At 50.1% G+C, this 16,188-nt stretch carries 12 protein-coding genes and 2 pseudogenes; 7 read left to right on the top strand and 7 right to left on the bottom strand.

The window, feature by feature from the left end; all coding sequences use genetic code 11:
- Positions 1-47 precede the first annotated feature (47 nt).
- From BLU25_RS18170 to BLU25_RS18155, 4 genes are read left to right on the top strand one after another with little or no spacing between them, the layout of a single operon-like run.
- On the top strand, positions 48-2,321 hold the full coding sequence (locus tag BLU25_RS18170; protein ID WP_016779321.1) for a hypothetical protein: 2,274 nt from the start codon (positions 48-50) through the stop codon (positions 2,319-2,321).
- Positions 2,308-4,404, top strand: coding sequence for a hypothetical protein (locus BLU25_RS18165; RefSeq protein WP_016779320.1), 2,097 nt, complete (start codon positions 2,308-2,310; stop codon positions 4,402-4,404). Before BLU25_RS18170 ends, BLU25_RS18165 begins: the two co-directional genes overlap by 14 nt.
- Positions 4,391-4,999, top strand: a complete 609-nt coding sequence (locus BLU25_RS18160; RefSeq protein ID WP_016779319.1) for a hypothetical protein — start codon at positions 4,391-4,393, stop codon at positions 4,997-4,999. The genes BLU25_RS18165 and BLU25_RS18160 overlap by 14 nt, the downstream gene beginning before the upstream one ends.
- Positions 4,992-6,398: a tyrosine-type recombinase/integrase gene (locus BLU25_RS18155; RefSeq protein ID WP_016779318.1), complete on the top strand. Its 1,407-nt coding sequence runs from the start codon at positions 4,992-4,994 to the stop codon at positions 6,396-6,398. Before BLU25_RS18160 ends, BLU25_RS18155 begins: the two co-directional genes overlap by 8 nt.
- 492 nt (positions 6,399-6,890) lie before the next feature.
- Here BLU25_RS18155 and BLU25_RS23855 read toward each other — a convergent pair whose 3' ends face one another.
- Entirely contained in the window at positions 6,891-7,325 is a 435-nt protein-coding gene (locus tag BLU25_RS23855; protein ID WP_016779317.1) for a MerR family transcriptional regulator, read from the bottom strand.
- 93 nt (positions 7,326-7,418) lie between these two features.
- Between BLU25_RS23855 and BLU25_RS18145 the strand changes: the two genes are divergently transcribed.
- Positions 7,419-8,381, top strand: a complete 963-nt coding sequence (locus BLU25_RS18145) for an arsenic resistance protein (RefSeq protein WP_016779316.1) — start codon at positions 7,419-7,421, stop codon at positions 8,379-8,381.
- A 38-nt stretch (positions 8,382-8,419) separates the two neighbouring features.
- Here BLU25_RS18145 and BLU25_RS18140 read toward each other — a convergent pair.
- Both BLU25_RS18140 and BLU25_RS18135 read right to left on the bottom strand, forming a co-directional pair.
- Positions 8,420-8,530: pseudogene (locus BLU25_RS18140) on the bottom strand (transposase domain-containing protein); the annotation flags it as partial.
- Between the two features lie 2 nt (positions 8,531-8,532).
- Positions 8,533-8,847: pseudogene (locus BLU25_RS18135) on the bottom strand (disulfide bond formation protein B); the annotation flags it as partial.
- A gap of 61 nt (positions 8,848-8,908) precedes the next feature.
- On the opposite strand from BLU25_RS18135, the gene BLU25_RS18130 reads away from it, so the two are divergent.
- Complete coding sequence (locus tag BLU25_RS18130; protein ID WP_016779314.1) at positions 8,909-9,349, top strand: MerR family transcriptional regulator; 441 nt, start codon at positions 8,909-8,911, stop codon at positions 9,347-9,349.
- Between the two features lie 480 nt (positions 9,350-9,829).
- On the opposite strand, the gene BLU25_RS18125 is transcribed toward BLU25_RS18130, so the two are convergent.
- Entirely contained in the window at positions 9,830-10,183 is a 354-nt protein-coding gene (locus BLU25_RS18125) for a hypothetical protein (RefSeq protein WP_016779313.1), read from the bottom strand.
- 390 nt (positions 10,184-10,573) lie between these two features.
- On the opposite strand from BLU25_RS18125, the gene BLU25_RS18120 reads away from it, so the two are divergent.
- Positions 10,574-11,899 (top strand): OprD family porin, encoded by a 1,326-nt coding sequence (locus BLU25_RS18120; protein ID WP_016779312.1) that lies wholly within the window; start codon positions 10,574-10,576, stop codon positions 11,897-11,899.
- 363 nt (positions 11,900-12,262) lie between these two features.
- Here BLU25_RS18120 and BLU25_RS18115 read toward each other — a convergent pair whose 3' ends face one another.
- The 3 genes from BLU25_RS18115 to BLU25_RS18105 all read right to left on the bottom strand — a co-directional run bounded on the left by BLU25_RS18115 (position 12,263) and on the right by BLU25_RS18105 (position 16,166).
- Entirely contained in the window at positions 12,263-12,589 is a 327-nt protein-coding gene (locus tag BLU25_RS18115; RefSeq protein WP_081481051.1) for a DUF2790 domain-containing protein, read from the bottom strand.
- Between the two features lie 74 nt (positions 12,590-12,663).
- Positions 12,664-12,861, bottom strand: coding sequence for a co-regulatory protein PtrA N-terminal domain-containing protein (locus BLU25_RS18110; RefSeq protein ID WP_016779311.1), 198 nt, complete (start codon positions 12,859-12,861; stop codon positions 12,664-12,666).
- A 140-nt stretch (positions 12,862-13,001) separates the two neighbouring features.
- Complete coding sequence (locus BLU25_RS18105) at positions 13,002-16,166, bottom strand: CusA/CzcA family heavy metal efflux RND transporter (protein ID WP_016779310.1); 3,165 nt, start codon at positions 16,164-16,166, stop codon at positions 13,002-13,004.
- Between the last annotated feature and the right edge of the window lie 22 nt (positions 16,167-16,188).

Here is a 16,188-nt window from a genome sequence, read left to right as displayed (position 1 = left end):
CCGCTACATTTTAAGGACAAATCCAGCCTTCAAGGGTAAATAAAACCGTGACAATCATCAAAAGTAAAGGCTACGTCACCCACTACCCGCTGCAGGCCATTGATGAAGAGCTGGCATACAAGCTGCTGATGTCTCCGACCACACTTGATAGACACAATAGTAATGCTCTGCAGCTTTTCGACTGTCACTGTCACTGCTTGGGCGAGTACCTCAGCCTGACCAACCTTGATGGTGAAAAACTCACGTGGCTGGTCGAAAGCTTTCTTGGAAGCCTTCACGTTGGCGACATAGCTGTGCTTGAAGAGTACATAGTTCGTCAACGATCAATTGCTGTTACTGAGATGATTTCTGGTCTGGTCGACCTTGTTCCAGGCCTGCAGCCAGTGATCTGGTCTCGTGCCCGGCTGCCTCACTTTGAACAGACATGGCAAGAGAGCAAGCACAAGCTAGACCCGGAGATCGTCTCCTTCTGGAGTGGGTGGAAGGTCAAGGCCAAGAAAGGAAAATCGGTTTATCTCAAGCTAGTTGCGATGTATCACTCGCACGGCCCTGAGTTCACCAAAGCTTTCCATGAAGCGATCAGACGCGACTCTTTGAAGCGCGCCAAAGTGGCGAGCGGGATGATCAATAAGCTCGCCAAATACATATCTGAGCAAAGCTTTCGTTTCCCTCCGGCAGCTTTCCAGTCACCGGAGATGATGGAAGACTTTTTCGAGCACTATTTCTGGCACTACCAGAACATTGAGTACGAGCGCAACGAAGACCCAGAACTCAATGCTCGCACTTTCAGAACTATGCGAAACCTGATCATAAGATGCTTCCTCAAAACCGATGTTTGGTCGGCTGACGAAGACGCAATAGTTTTGCCTGCAGGGAAGAGTAAGGCTGGCTCCGAGCTCAACATCAAGAAGAACAAGCATGGCATTGAGATCAAAGACAAACTTCTGACAGAAGTACCCGTGCATGTCACGGACATCCAGGCAATCGACCTCCTTTATGGAGAGATTACCAGTGATCTGTCGTGCATCGAAAAATGGGGGCTATCAGAGGCGTTGGCAATTCGCAAAGCGCAACGAATTCGAGTCAGAGAAGCTGGGGACGGCATGCTTCTGGAGCGTGTTGTCCGCAACCCCCAAAATCGCCTTAACTTCGAAAAGCTAGGCTTCGCAAATATTTGTCGCACCTTCGAAGACGAAGGCATGTGCACAACGAATGATGCGCGTCGTCGTTACGGAATAAGGCTTCCGGCGCTAGCACTAAAACTTGGCCTACCCACAACCTACAGCTTACTGCCGTTTCAGTGCTTACTCACTCTATACCACCCGGAAATTACCACTACCTTCATGGACGACTTGGTGATTTGGGACGGCCCAAAAAGGGTTTCGTTCTTGAAGACTGACAAGGGCTATGAACTTATTGGATTTAAGGATAGGCGCGGGAGTAAGAACTCCGAACAGAAAATCCTGCTGCACCCCAAGGCTGCTGCGCTCGTTCGTATGGTAGAAGAGATCACGGAGCCACTTCGCCAATACCTTAAAAAGCAAGGCGATCCGACTTGGCAAAAACTTTTTTTAACGTGCGGAAGAAGCTTCAACTATCCGAAAACTGCTGACAGCAACATTCTAAATCGAACGGCAGTCGATAAGAACGCTTTTAGGCGCGAAGTTTTCATTGCGCGGCTATCGCCCCACACCGTGAAAAGAGGCGACGACTTGGTGGACTTTATCAAGAAGCTCTCGATAACCAGGGTTCGCGCTCAGTCAGCCGTGGCTGATTACATTCAAAATCATAGCCTGCCAAGACTTGCCAGAAAGCTTGGTCACGCCCACATGAACAGAGACCTGTTGGATTCCTACCTGCCCACCGCGATCTATGACTTCTTCGCGACCAGGTATGTGCGTATTTTCCAGAAGGGAATCATCTGCGAAGCCATGAAAGACAGTAAATACCTACTTCGTGCTTCCAAGTTTGACGATTTCGACCAAATGCACGAGTTTTTGAGCCGGTACACACTCAAGGAGGTTCCGGAGAACCTCAAAACCAGGGAAGAAAATCGCTTGGCCAATGGTGAGATTGTAGAGGTGGGTGTCTCCGTGTCTGCTGAAAGCATGACCGCGCTGATGTCCATCAGAAAAGCCATCAATCTCAGCAAGACGCCACACGCTGTTCGAGGGCTGGCCAAATACTGGGCTGCGGTTTGCGATACGGTCGAGAAGTACATCCTCAAAAGTCGCGACAAACTCCTGCACGCTCATTTGGAAATCGCCTCCAAAAATTGCAACCCCAGCGCCTACGAGAGCATGATCCATGCAGTATCCTGAACACCTCGCTCATTTCGCCAGCCTGTTCAAGAAACGCGACATATCACACTTCATGTCGGCTCCGTGGCTTGTCTCAAGCTTCAGGGATCCTGTGTGGAAATACAATTTTGGTTTCAAGACCGACCAAGACCTGGATTGGAGTGTTCACCTGTATGACGGTTCGTTATTAACGGATCCACAGCACGTCAAATTACTCAACTCGTTGCAATGCTGGCTGATAGCAGCGACTCAAAATTCAGCTGGGCCAGGCTTCACCAATAGCTGGGCCTCACAGGCGGCATCTTTTCGACGAACGCTCACGCTCATTGACCATATCCTTCAAGGCGCCGAAGCCTTGGAGCTGGTCGAGCATGGCCTGAGCGCGCTTACCTATGACGTGATGTGTGACATCATCGAGCAGGTCGGGACTAGTAGCTACGTCGCTGTGAGTACCTACGATTGGAACAATCGTCTCGCGAACTACTGCATTTCGCTTCTGGAGGAAACTAGCCCAGCGGCCATTGATAAATGCCTGGAGGATTACCCTTCCATCTCCGACATAACACCTCTTCAGCTCGAAGAGAACGTGCTTGATATCCCTCTGGAGCTGATCCCGCGTGTAAGAGCCGCGCTTTATATCAACAAGATGTACCACACCCATCCAAATGGTGGAGTGAACGTCAACTCAGTATGGGTCAGTGCACAACTATACAACGATACTTTAGCTGGAAAAAGGCGACTCAAGCCCCTGCATAGCATATTAGGTTTCATTTGGCGTAATGATCGCTTTATTCGTGAGGTCGATGGCGCCCCGGTCACCAACGGCAACCCAGACCGCATGACCAAGCGAGACTTGGTCTTGTACCGCACCGCCTTTACCATCTTACAAAAGATCTCTGCCCTAGATTTTCCACTCCCTACCCCAGAAGATCTTAGAGAGATTGCAACCTATAAAGTAACAGGGGCGGCGATGGGCCGTTTTAAAAATGTCCCAACCCCAATCATTTTCAAGGCGATCAAAGATGGCATTGAGTTCCACTTTGAATACGGCCCGCAGCTTCTTGAAAGCTATGTGAACATCGCCAAATATTCCGTGAAACACAAGGTCAACATCACAGGCATCCCAGACACAACTATCCTCTCGCTACTCGAACCCTCCATCGCTAAACTTGGCGTCCAGTACCTAGGAATTTCTACTCGCTCCAACGGAAGGGATCCTGGTACTGAACTAAAAGAAAGCAAGGAACTGTATTTCAGCAAGCTACGGGGCAATGTAGGGCTACTGGAACTCATCGCGGTCTATTACGGATCTATCCAGTTGTTGGTAGGAGCAACGATGGCGAAACGGGGTTGTGAACTACGCGGCCTCGATCCTGCCAACTGTCTCAGCGCGGACAAAAAGTGGCTGATCGCCCCTATCGCCAAGTCTAGTCGGGGTCTAAAAGGTCGCAGGGCTCGAAACGCCCGCCCCATTGATCCCCTAGCGGCGGAAATGGTTCAGACGCTCATTGACTTCCAGACAGAGCTGATCAGCATCGGCTTCATCGATCAGCACCTTCCCTTGTTTTCGTCCCCAGGCATCATAGGCACAAGTTCTTTGACGCCTTGCGACGTTTACCTCTACTACAAAAATATTGATCTGTTTTGTGATTACTTTGAGGTCGAGCGCGACAGTTTGGGGCGTCGCTACTACATCCGCCAACACCAACTGAGGCGGTTCTTTGCCTTAATCTTCCTCCATTGTGGGTACGGGGCAAGCGTAGGCATCCTGCAGTGGATGTTCGGGCACACTGACCCGGCGCACATCTGGAATTACATTACGGAGGAGCTGCCAGGCAAGGAGCTTCAAAACACCTTGTCGCAAGCCCTCAGCGAGCGTATCGCCTCTGGCGGCGCCACGTACTATACTGATGTGGTTGATCTGATTGAGGCTAAATTCGGCACCCGAAACGTGTCATTAATGGATGCAGAACAGCTCGCAGAATACTTTGACTTTCTTATGGAAAGCGACCAAATGACCATGGAGCCAGTTTTCCTGGAGAGTGATAACGGTTTACGGGTTGACATACTTGTTGTTGTGAGGAAACAAGATGAAATGGGATGAGGGAAAAACCATTCAAGCCGCCTCGATTGAGAACACGAGAAAGTTATTACTAGCGATAATCGCGACGCCTTACAAGTACCTCAAAAGTGCCGTTATAAGGGACTCCCTTATTAGCCAGGCATCTCTGGCGAAGCTCGCTTTGGAAACGATCGTTGAGGGAGAGACGCTACATATATCACCCATAAGTTTAAACACATTTAAGCAAAGAAGCGAAGAGCGAATACCGGGTGGATTCCTTGCAATAGATCGCCTACGTAAAAATGCTGCGTCGGTTATCAACAAGGAGGAAAAAAAAACACCCACGAAAAACAATAGAACTAGAGAGGCGATACTGGCGCAATTGGCGGAGCTTAATCTCAGCCTTGATGTACAGAAGCGCTCAAACTTGATACTCCTGCAAACCTTATCGGATGTCCGCAGTAAGCTGGATGGCGTAGTCAGCGCACAAGATGAAGTGACGCGCAAGATTCGCGCTGCGGAAATATTAAAGCGTATCACTGCAATAACCAGTCTAAACCCTGAAATGTATCAAATCCCGCCTATACAGAAGGCATCGGTCGTATCTATCACGGCCAAGGGTAAGAAAAATGAATGAAGAATTTCTGGTGGAAACGCTAGATCATGTAGATCTGTTCCAGAGATTTTCCGGAGGTAAGACGCGCAAGCATGCCTTCTACAAATTCCCATACATAAAGTGGCCAAATAACGAGCCATGCCATATCGCCAATCTCTATTTGCTAAAACTATCCAAGAAGCATGAGCAAATTTCTGCTGATGGTCGAAGGCAGGACAGCAAGGGTGGAACGATTGGCCAGTACGCGAGCAACATTAGCCAGCTGATAAGACGCTGCTGGCATTACAGGGTCGACCCTTATCACATAACCGACAAGTTTTTTGAAGATTTCATCATTGAGCTAATTGAAGAGCCCAACCCTAGAAAACCTGATAAACCAAAAAGAGCAGACAGAACCACCATCAACATAGGTAGAGAGTGCTTAAAGTTCCTAGCTTGGATTGGCGAATTTTATGGCGACCTCAACTTCGTATCACCAAAAGGCACCATCAAGTTAACCACCGAAGAAGTAATTCGCGCCTTCAACAATCAACACAAAGTAACAACTACGATCTCGCACCACTCTTTCCCCCTACCTTTCCGCGAGCACACACGAAGCCCAATTTCTGAGCATAACATTGACAAGATGGTGCAGGCGGTAAATGATAGCGGCAAGTCCGAGTTCCTCAAAGCGCGACACCTTGCACTGCTCACACTTCTTCAGCATACAGGCGCTCGGCGATCGGAAATCGCATCCCTGACAACATCGTCACTGCGTGATGCCCTGCTGATGAAGTATCCAATGCTAAAGCTGGTAACGCTTAAGCGCGGCGAAGCATTTGTCCGTGAAGTTCCGGTGAATGCGATTGCATTGAATGAGGTCAAAAAATACTTAGCCGCAAGACAGAAGTTGATCAAAGCACACCCAGAAAACCAAAACGACTACTTGCTCATATCTGAAATAACAGCAAAACCGATCGCACCTGAGACTATAACGTCGATAGTCTCGAAGATCAGAGAATCGGCTGGAATTGAAGAGCAAGCATGCGCGCATATGTTCCGCCATGCCTTTATCACGAACTTGTTCAGATTGCTCGTCGAACGACACAAGTATGAAAGCAAGGATGAGTTCCAAGCAGCACTTATCAGCGACAAGGAATTCTTACGCAAAGTTAGGGAGTGGACAGGCCACAAGAGCATTGAGTCTCTCAGAGACTATCTAACAAAGGTATTCGAAGGAGATAAGAGCATAGGTGATGCGGCTGAAAGCGTGCACAAGACTAATACGTTAACGCTTTATCAGAAGAACTCCGATGCTCTTTACAACGAATTCAAGCTCAAAAAAATAACTCCAGATGAGTTTATGCGACGGAGTGACGAGTTGATGGCGCTGCGGGATCTCGAGCTTTCTAGGTATGACGGCCAGCCTAAGTCTCTTTAACGCCTGGCGGTGATGACGACCGTCCACTGCTACACGCAGGACAGTGCCCCCCGTAGTGCCCCCCATCTGGGTACATAACGGGGCAAAAGGAACTTAATGTTCCGTATCGGGGGCATTACGCCATACGCTTCGGGCTTCCATTCTCAAGCCTCTGGCCCATCGTGGGCCGGCGCGCTCCGCTTGCGCTTTTGGCCACAAGTTGCAGGATGGTATCGGGAACAATTATGTCGAGGTGCTCATCGGTTGCGCCAACTGATAATCCCTGTCCTGTCCACACGGATGCCGCTCTACCTAAAGTGCATTGCCACCTATGAGTTTTTATTAGGGTGTGCGATAAATGCGGCACAGCGCCTGGGCACTATATCGATAGCAATTGCAGTCCAGCGAGCTTGGAGAGTGTCTAGAAAAGCCGGGGCGATTCAATATACCTTCGAGACCTTCGCGTTATTCGGTTTCGATGGCATCTTGCTTCCCCCACGCTTCTTGATTCGCCTAGGAGCAGCAACCGGAGCGCGTCCCAGCAGCGGGTTCGAACAAGGACTCTACAATCGTGCAATCTGGGGAGTTTGAACCCAAGCAAATTGACTCACACGTGCCTGCCATTGAGAGCAGCTCTATCCGGATTTGCTGGAGCTTAGCTACCTTCGACTCTACTTCTGCTAGGTGCTTCTTGACCACCGACAGCGCGTCAGCGCACGGACGATCAGCATCTGCTGCGAGCGCGATGAGTTCTCGGATATCGTCGAGGGGAAAGCCTAACTCACGATTCTGACGGATGAAGACGAGTCTTGAACGATGCTTCTCTGTGTAGATTCGGTGCCTGCCGGTCGACCGCAGCGCCGGAGGTAAAAGGCCTATTTTCTCGTAATAGCGAATAGTTTCAATGTGGCAACCCGTTGATTTAGACAACGCCCCGATTCCTGACATGCGAATTCCCCAAGCATTTTCTTGAACCTGTAGTAGCTACAGATATTACCCTGCTCAATCGAAAATTGATTTCACGCGTTTTAAGGGCATTTTGTGGACAGAGAACAGCTAGAGAAGAACCAGATTCCCGTCTACTTCGTCGCGGTCATTGTCGCTGCTATCGGAGGTCTGCTCGCACCTAATGCTTCTCAAGCGTTAGGTGCGTTGGTGACGCCAGCCATCGCTGTGCTGATGTACACCATGTTTCTACAGATCCCATTCCTGGATCTCCGTGAAGGGCTTGCAAACAAGCGTTTCATGACGGCGCTGCTGACAGCCAACTTCGTCGCCATCCCCCTGTTGGTTTGGGCGTTGACCATGGGCCTAACGGGTCACCCAGCGATTTTGGTGGGTGCACTGTTGGTCTTGCTGACGCCTTGTATCGACTATGTGGTGGTGTTTACCCATATCGGTAAGGGCGACTCCAAACTGACTCTGGCGGCAACGCCGTTACTACTCTTGCTTCAGCTTGTGCTACTGCCCCTGTATCTGGCCTTCATGCTGGGTAATGACTCGGGGGTGGTTATATCGGTGGGCCCATTTGTTGAGGCTTTCGTAGTGCTGATTGCTTTGCCCTTGGTATTGGCGGTAGCAACAGCTGCCGGTACAAAAAGGTCACGCGTCGTTGAGGGTTGGAACAACGCTTGGGCTTGGATGCCTGTACCGGCTATGGCAGCGGTATTGGTCGCAGTGATCGGATCTCAGATTTCAGCGGTGGTCAGAGACATGGACAAGCTGCTGCCCGTCATTCCTGTCTACATTGGTTTCATGCTCTTGGCACCATTGGTTGGTGCGCTGGTTGCGCGAGCATTCAAATTGCCGGCCATCACTGCAAGATCAGTAGCTTTCAGTAGCTCGACACGCAATTCATTGGTGGTTCTGCCACTGGCATTGGCCTTGCCAGAGGAAATCAGAGGGCTCGCTGCGGCAGCAGTCATTACTCAAACGCTGATTGAGTTGGTCAGCGAACTAATTTACATCCGAGCAATTCCTGCTTTGGTGTGGCGCAAAATGTAGATGCCAGCGAAGACATAAGCCCAAAACACCCTGCGCGATTAAGCGGGCGCCCACCTATGCGGTAGCAGCTCGTTAATCTTACTCGCGCGCTGCGTCGGCAGGCTTATAAGAACATCTTTCAGGTAAGCATATGGATCGTGCCCGTTTAGGCAGCCCCGCAAGGTTTGATGCTTTCAGGGATCAGTCCGAAATAAAGCAGGTTGTGATAGAGAGCGATGAGCCAGCCCACAACTGCTAATGGCAGTGCATAGCGCCAAACACCGGCGTCCGATAAAAAGCAGGCGACGCCCAATACAAGGACGAGTGGAAACATGAAGGCTCGTTGAAACCAACAGAGCACACAGGGCAGTTGCCCCATGACTTCACCAACGAATAGCACGGCGATTGTTGATACCAGAGCGAGCAACCAAGCACAGAGCAGTAGTGCCCAAGCTCCGGATTGATGCTGTTTTAACGGTGCTTCCATAGGATTCAGTCCGCTTTCTTTTGAGCGCGCGCAGATTTGCTTATCACCTAAGGCGCGTAGAATGAAGGTTCTAGCAACTATAAGGTCAAGCGAAATGAGTCCGACCACATATACAGTCGGAGCCTTGGCGAAGGCGACCGATACCAAAGCGATAGCCATCCGCCATTACGAGCAGGTCGTCCTCCTGCCCTCCGCAGGTCGTTCAGCATCGGGCTATCGCTTCTACACCGACGAGGAGCGCGACCGTCTACTGTTTATACTCCGTAGCCGCGCACTGGGCTTCAGTCTTGACGATGTTCGAGAGTTACTAGGCTTTGCTGATACACGCGACGCTTCCTGCGCTGGGGTGGACGCAAAAGTCGAAGGGCAGTTAGAGCAGGTTCGAGTGCGCATCCGAGACCTGCAAGGTTTGGAGTCGGAATTGGAGCGCTTGATAGCTTGTTGCGAGGGTGGCGTGATCGAGCAATGCCGCATTATCGAGTCAATGTCCAATCGTCGTTAGGCGTGCTAGGCGTGCGGCTTGAAGCTCTCTCGCTATGCCTGCAAGATGCGCGTAATTTCCTTAGACTTACTAGGGCAGGTTTAAATCACCAACCGCAGTGCTTGCAGAGCTGCAACGTGCCCCCGGATAAAACAATGGGCACCGCTGCCGGCGTCAGCAACTTCTGAGGCTTGTATGCCAACCAACTTGGAGAGCTGAAGCGGGTTACCCATAGCATTACCTCACGCCGCTGGATCGCATCGATGAGATTCGATGGCTTATAGAACCCCACCTTATTTTCGGGAAAGTTTGGGCGTAGCAGTTCGATACTGTCGCTTACAAAATTGCAGCCGATGTACTCCTTCTCACCAATGGTGTGAAGTTTCCTTCCATGCCCTGGCTGACGCAGTAACGCTGTCCTACAAGGGTCAGGCCGCCCCCCTCGTTCTTGAGACCAAATCTGATCGTCGTGCTGTGTGAGGTAAGCTGCTCATTGATGATTCAGGCGACGGCGAGATGGCTGCGTGGGCAGGGGCGCATGTCCTGACCGACAATCCCGGAGCGATGATGTATCCGTCCACCATGTTCCGCATAAACAATGTCACTGAACAACTGAATCAAAACCGAGGATAGGACAAGCTCTCCGCGCTCATGGTCGCGGAGGAAGAGCGGACTGACAAGCGCTTCCTGCGCAAAAGCCCAATCATCCGACTTAAAATTCATGGCATCTAGTGGTTGCCGATTTTGGTTTCGACGACTTCGTATGTGTTCGGATTTTTTTTGGATCTTCACTTGACGCGGCTTACAGCTGGGCCAGCCGTAAGGAAAAACTACGATAAGTTTCAGGTAAATCATTCATCCGACACTTCCTTGATTCCTTAATTAGTGCTGACTCCAAGGCTGGGAGTCTAAACTAATTTTATCCATGCTCTTATAGCTGGTCGAGCACCGCGCATCCGCACCTCTCACGTGCGAATTAAAGATTTCTGGTCGCTAAGTGAGCACGGTGTAGCAACTAGCATTGTAAAAACTCAGAGCCGCAAACGGCTGATCGCACGGCACGCGCGTCAACACTCCAAGAAAGCCGCCGAATATTACAAAATTGTAATTTCTCAATCATGCCCCTGTTATCTACAGATTGCAACGATACAACTCGGCGATGACATAGGAAGCGCGACCAGCTTCCTTCAAACAACAATTCCAGCCGAAGTGCTTTCTAGTTCTGCCGAACCGAAGGAGTGATTAATGATTAACAATACAAAGTTTTCGATAGCCGCTATGGCAATGGTTGTCAGCTCTGTGCCGTCAATGGTGATTGCGGAAGAAAAAAATGGCGGTTTTATAGAGGATAGTAGCCTTACCGTCCTTAACCGCAACTACTACTTCAATCGCGAACATCGTAACGGAGAGTCAAGCCCTACAGGCAATGGATATTCAGAAGCATGGGCAAACGCGATTATTACTAAATTCGAGTCTGGATTTACCCAGGGCACAATCGGTGTCGGAGTGGATGCGTTTGCTATGATTGGAATAAAACTCGACACGGGTGGCGGCCGTAATGGCGGCCGTAGTTCATTTGATGTCCTTCCAGTCAATAGCAACGGAGAGGCAAGGGACGAATACACAAAAGTGGGAGGTGCGGCAAAAATTCGCGCCTTTGACACCGTAGTAAAAGTCGGTGACGTATTCCCATCCACCCCAGTTGTGGCTGCTGGCGACTCAAGACTACTACCGGAAAGTTTCACTGGCGTCACAGCAACCAATACTAGCATTGAAGGCTTGACCGTTCAGGGCGGTCGCCTACATGCCATGAGCCAGCCAGTTTCGAGCAACATGCGCGACAACTTTGCGACCTTCTATGCCGGGCCTGTTAACTCGCCTTGGGCAGGCTACTTTGGTGGTGATTATAACTTAAACAAAAACGTCACCCTTAGTCTTTACTCCAGTCGCCTCAAGGACGTATGGAATCAATACTATGCTGGCACCGGAGTAAACTACTCATTATCAAATGAGCTTTCCGTATTCGGAGGCCTTAACTATTATAAGGCTGTCGATGAAGGAAAAAAATTACTTGGCGATTTCGACAATAACATATGGAGCGGTAAAGTAGGCGTGAAGTATGGTGCGCACACACTTGCACTATCCCATCAGCGAAATAATGGAAATAACGACTTCGATTACCTGCGTCAGTCGGACTCAATCTTTCTTGATAACTCAATTCAGTACAGTGATTTTAACTCACCTAAAGAACGCTCTTGGATGGTTCGCTACGACCTCGACATGACATCGTATGGTGTGCCTGGCTTGTCGTTTATGACGCGTTACGGTCGTGGCACTGATGCTGATTACTCTAACGCCAATACGACGTACATGAGACGCGATGCGGATGGAAACCCACTTACTGACCAGAAACGTTGGGAGCGTGACATCGAAGTAAAATATGTCGTTCAGACAGGTACCTTGAAAGATATGTCTTTCCGCCTACGGCAAGCTAATACTCGCGCAACCACATTTGAGTCGGATCTGGATGAGGTTCGTGTGATTATTGAGTATCCATTAGCTATTCTTTAAGATCTGCGCAGGATGAATCGTCCTAGACGAACATTCCGTTTTAGCTGGAAAATTTCAAAAATGTAATTTTTCAATCATCTTCCTGTTAGCTTAAGTCACCTATAGTAAACTGGAGTTCATAGATAGCAATCTGCTAGCGCATCTGGCTAGACTGCTACAGGTAATTAACACCCTTGCAAAAACCTGGAACTCACTGCTGTCAAGTTGAAGCTCCGCATCCACTTTTAGATTACTCATCTAAATACGATGTATTTTAAGACGCCCTTCGGGGCGTCTTTTTTATGCCTGCAGTAAACACCCCCCACATTTTATGTCTTATGACGCACTTCAAAAATATGACCCCCTATGCCAAGAGCGTAGAGGCTAACCACCTTTACGGCATTTTCCTGCCACTGTGTATCTGACTGTATTCAGTACTCCTTCAGAGTCTTCGTATGTCATAGCTGCGGGCATCACCCCGCACCCTTCCGCTGGTCGCACCATGCTAACTACATTCACAACATCTAATTTCATTCCGTATTTATATTGCTTAGCTACGGGAATTTTTTTTCCATGCCTAATCGCATACTGCTCCATAGCTACGGAGTTGGCACTCATTCTTTTTTCAAAAACCTTGTCACTATCTTTAGCAAATACGTTTGAAGAGATCGCAGCGACCACAATAAAAATAACATAATTAATAGTCTTCACTTTTTGCACCTCACATGTCAATAAAAACCCCGCAACCGGAATCGGGGCGGGGCTTATGTGTAGCACCACTACATTTACTTACTAATCGGGCCCTTATCACCGCCTGACATTTTCGGAGGAGTTTTTTTCAGCTCTTTGGCTAAAAACTTCTCCATAGCCTGCTCGGTAGCTTGAGTAGCTCTAGCAATAGTCCGGTCTCCACCACCCTCAGCCAATGCAGTGGAAGAAAGAATCAATGCTCCTACAAGAGCGTAAATTTGTGCGATTTTCATTTCGACACCTCATATTAAATACTGGTATTAGAGTATCAATACGAAGCTATCAATACGGTGGCACTAAGATTACATATCCGTCATCATTGATATAAATAGCCCGCTAATGAGGATCAGCAGCGGGCTTTAAAAACAAACTGCTATACTATTTCTTGTTTTTCGCTGTCTGCCTCTTCATCTTTACGGTGTGCCCAGTGATATAACGCAGGAAGTATCAGTAGGGTCAACACAGTTGAGGACAGTATTCCGCCGATCACAACGGTAGCTAGGGGCCGCTGGACTTCCGCGCCTGTTCCAGTAGCTAGAGCCATGGGGATAAAGCCAAGGGATGCCACCAAAGCTGTCATTAATACTGGGCGCAACCGCGTCAGCGCTCCTTCATTGATCGCAGAACTCAACGAATGTCCCTCTTCTCGAAGGTTGCGGATAAAAGCAATCATCACCAGACCGTTCAGCACTGCCACACCCGACAATGCAATGAAACCAACACCCGCCGAGATCGACAGCGGGATATCACGTAGCCACAAAGCCATAACACCACCCGTCAATGCGAATGGAATCCCGGTGAATACCAGCATGCCGTCTTTGAGATTGTTAAACATCATGAACAGCAGGGTGAATACCAAGAGCAGAGCCACAGGGACAACTATCTGCAAGCGTTTGGCAGCTGATTGAAGTTGTTCAAACTGCCCACCCCAGGTAGCCCAATAACCGGCCGGAATCTCTACCTGTTGATCAATGGCGATGCTAGCCTCCTTAACGAATGATCCGATATCCCGTCCACGTACATTCGCGCTGACAATGACCAGACGCTTACCGTTCTCACGACTGATCTGATTCGGGCCAAGTACAAGATCGAGGGTCGCCACTTCTGAAAGGGCAATAAAACCGATCTGATCGGCATTGCCATTGAGCAGCGCCGGGACTGGAATCAGCAGTGTGGACAACCCCTCAACGTCCTTACGCATGGCGTCGGATAAACGCACCACTATGTCGAAGCGGCGATCTCCCTCATACATCGTCCCGGCCTGGCGGCCACCGACAGCCACCGCAATGGTGTCTTGAACGTCTCCAACGTTCAGACCGTAACGTGCGGCTTTGTCGCGGTCTATGTTTATGGTCAGTACAGGTAGCCCCGTTGTCTGTTCGACTTTAACCTCGGAGGCGCCATCGACCCCCTGCATTGACGCGGCAATTTTCGCAGCGGTACTGTTAAGCACTGCCATGTCATCACCGAAGACCTTGACCGCCACATCACTTCGCACGCCTGAAATCAACTCGTTGAAACGTAGTTGGATAGGCTGGGAAAGCTCATAGTTGCTACCGGGCATAGCAGCCGCTGCTTTCTGGATCTCTTCTGTCAACGTCTCCCGGGACTTGCTTGGATCAGGCCATTGATCCTTCGGCTTGAGCATCACATAACTATCAGAGATGTTCGGCGGCATTGGATCGGAAGCAATCTCTGCAGTACCGGTTCGAGCAAACATCCGTTCGACTTCAGGCACTTTTTCCAGCACAAGCTTTTCCAGGCGCTGCTGCATTTCCACCGATTGCGTCAGACTTGTACCGGGTACTCGTAATGCTTGCAGTGCAAAATCGCCTTCGCTGAGACTAGGTACAAACTCACTGCCCATTCGACTGGCGACCACGCCACTCGCAGCGATGACACCTAATGCCATGGCAAATGCCAGCGATCGATGACTCATGACCCAATCCAGCGCGGGGGCATAAGCCCGTCGCGCTCCTCGCATTATCACGTTCTCTTCTTCCTTGACTTTGCCCGTCACGAACATGGCAATTGCCGCAGGAACAAAGGTTACGGACAGCAGCATAGCGCCTAGCAAGGCGATCACGACGGTGAACGCCATGGGGTGGAACATTTTCCCTTCGACACCGGTCAGGGCAAAAATAGGTAGATAAACGACCATGATGATCAACTGCCCGAAAATCAGTGGTCGACGGGCTTCTTTGGCTGCTGCAAACACTTCGTGAAAGCGCTCGGAGCGAGTGAGGAGGCGCCCGTGATGGTGCTGCGCATTGGCGAGGCGCCGTATAGCATTTTCGACAATAACCACTGCACCGTCGACGATAATACCGAAGTCCAGAGCCCCCAGGCTCATCAGGTTGGCGCTGACTTTGTTGGTGAACATACCTGTGAAGGTAAAGAGCATGGCTAGAGGAATGACCATGGCAGTGATCAGTGCTGCGCGAATATTGCCTAGGAATAGGAACAAAATCGCGATTACTAGGATTGCACCTTCAATCAGATTCTTCTTGACCGTGGCAATAGCCTTGTCTACCAAGTTAGTACGGTCGTAAACAGTGATCGCAACCACCCCTTTAGGCAGTGAACGGTTGATTTGCTCTAGCTTGACTGCAACGGCCTGAGAGACGGTACGGCTGTTCTCGCCTATCAGCATGAACACCGTGCCGAGTACCACTTCACGACCGTTTTCGGTCGCCGCACCGGTACGCATTTCACGCCCAATATCCACGGTCGCCACATTTTTAATACGTATAGGGGTGCCATCGACGTTGGCGATCACGATATTGGCGATGTCGTCGGTGGTCGCCACTTGGCCAGGGGCACGAATCAGTAGTTGTTCGCCACTGCGCTCAATGTAGCCGGCTCCTACGTTAGCATTGTTGCTTTCCAGCGCGGTCACAATGTCTGTCAGGGTCAGCTTGTAAGCGGCCAAGCGTTTTGGATCCGGAGCAATCTGGTATTCCTTGGCGAATCCGCCAATGGTGTTAATTTCGGCGACCCCAGGAACGTTGCGCAGCTGAGGTTTAATAATCCAATCTTGGATTACCCTCAGGTCGGTCGGCGTATAGGGACTACCATCCTCTTTTACGGCGTCTTCTTGGGCCTCGACAGTCCACAGAAAAATCTCACCCAAACCGGTAGAAATCGGCCCCATGACAGCTTCCACGCCTTCGGGCAATTGTTCCTTTGCCATCTGCAATCGTTCATTGACCAATTGCCGGGCGAAGAATAGGTCGGTGCCTTCCTTGAAAATCACCGTAACTTGTGAAAGCCCCGAGCGTGAGAGTGAACGCGTCTGCTCAAGTGCCGGCAGACCTGCCATGGCGGTTTCAATAGGGAAAGTGATGCGCTGCTCAGTCTCCAGTGGCGAGAAACCTGCGGCACCAGTATTGATTTGCACCTGGACGTTGGTGATGTCGGGCACGGCGTCGATCGGCAGCTTCTGGTAGCTAGCAATGCCGAGTCCGGCCATGAGGAGAACCGCGAGCAGGACGATTATGCGTTGCTCGATGGCAAATTGGATTAGGCGTTCGAACATGAGAACCTTCTCGTGGAAGTGG

Source organism: Pseudomonas fragi (genome assembly GCF_900105835.1).
GTDB classification, from domain to species: domain Bacteria; phylum Pseudomonadota; class Gammaproteobacteria; order Pseudomonadales; family Pseudomonadaceae; genus Aquipseudomonas; species Aquipseudomonas fragi.
Note: the sequence above shows the minus strand (reverse complement) of the source record. Positions and strands in the feature narration are given on the sequence as shown.

Excerpts from the sequence above, each read along its gene's own strand:
- BLU25_RS18165 (WP_016779320.1), top strand. The coding sequence starts at position 2,308 with ATGCAGTATCCTGAACACCTCGCTCATTTCGCCAGCCTGTTCAAGAAA.
- BLU25_RS18160 (WP_016779319.1), top strand. The coding sequence starts at position 4,391 with ATGAAATGGGATGAGGGAAAAACCATTCAAGCCGCCTCGATTGAGAAC.
- BLU25_RS18155 (WP_016779318.1), top strand. The coding sequence starts at position 4,992 with ATGAATGAAGAATTTCTGGTGGAAACGCTAGATCATGTAGATCTGTTC.
- BLU25_RS23855 (WP_016779317.1), bottom strand. The coding sequence starts at position 7,325 with ATGTCAGGAATCGGGGCGTTGTCTAAATCAACGGGTTGCCACATTGAA.
- BLU25_RS18130 (WP_016779314.1), top strand. The coding sequence starts at position 8,909 with ATGAAGGTTCTAGCAACTATAAGGTCAAGCGAAATGAGTCCGACCACA.
- BLU25_RS18125 (WP_016779313.1), bottom strand. The coding sequence starts at position 10,183 with ATGATTTACCTGAAACTTATCGTAGTTTTTCCTTACGGCTGGCCCAGC.
- BLU25_RS18120 (WP_016779312.1), top strand. The coding sequence starts at position 10,574 with ATGATTAACAATACAAAGTTTTCGATAGCCGCTATGGCAATGGTTGTC.
- BLU25_RS18110 (WP_016779311.1), bottom strand. The coding sequence starts at position 12,861 with ATGAAAATCGCACAAATTTACGCTCTTGTAGGAGCATTGATTCTTTCT.
- BLU25_RS18105 (WP_016779310.1), bottom strand. The coding sequence starts at position 16,166 with ATGTTCGAACGCCTAATCCAATTTGCCATCGAGCAACGCATAATCGTC.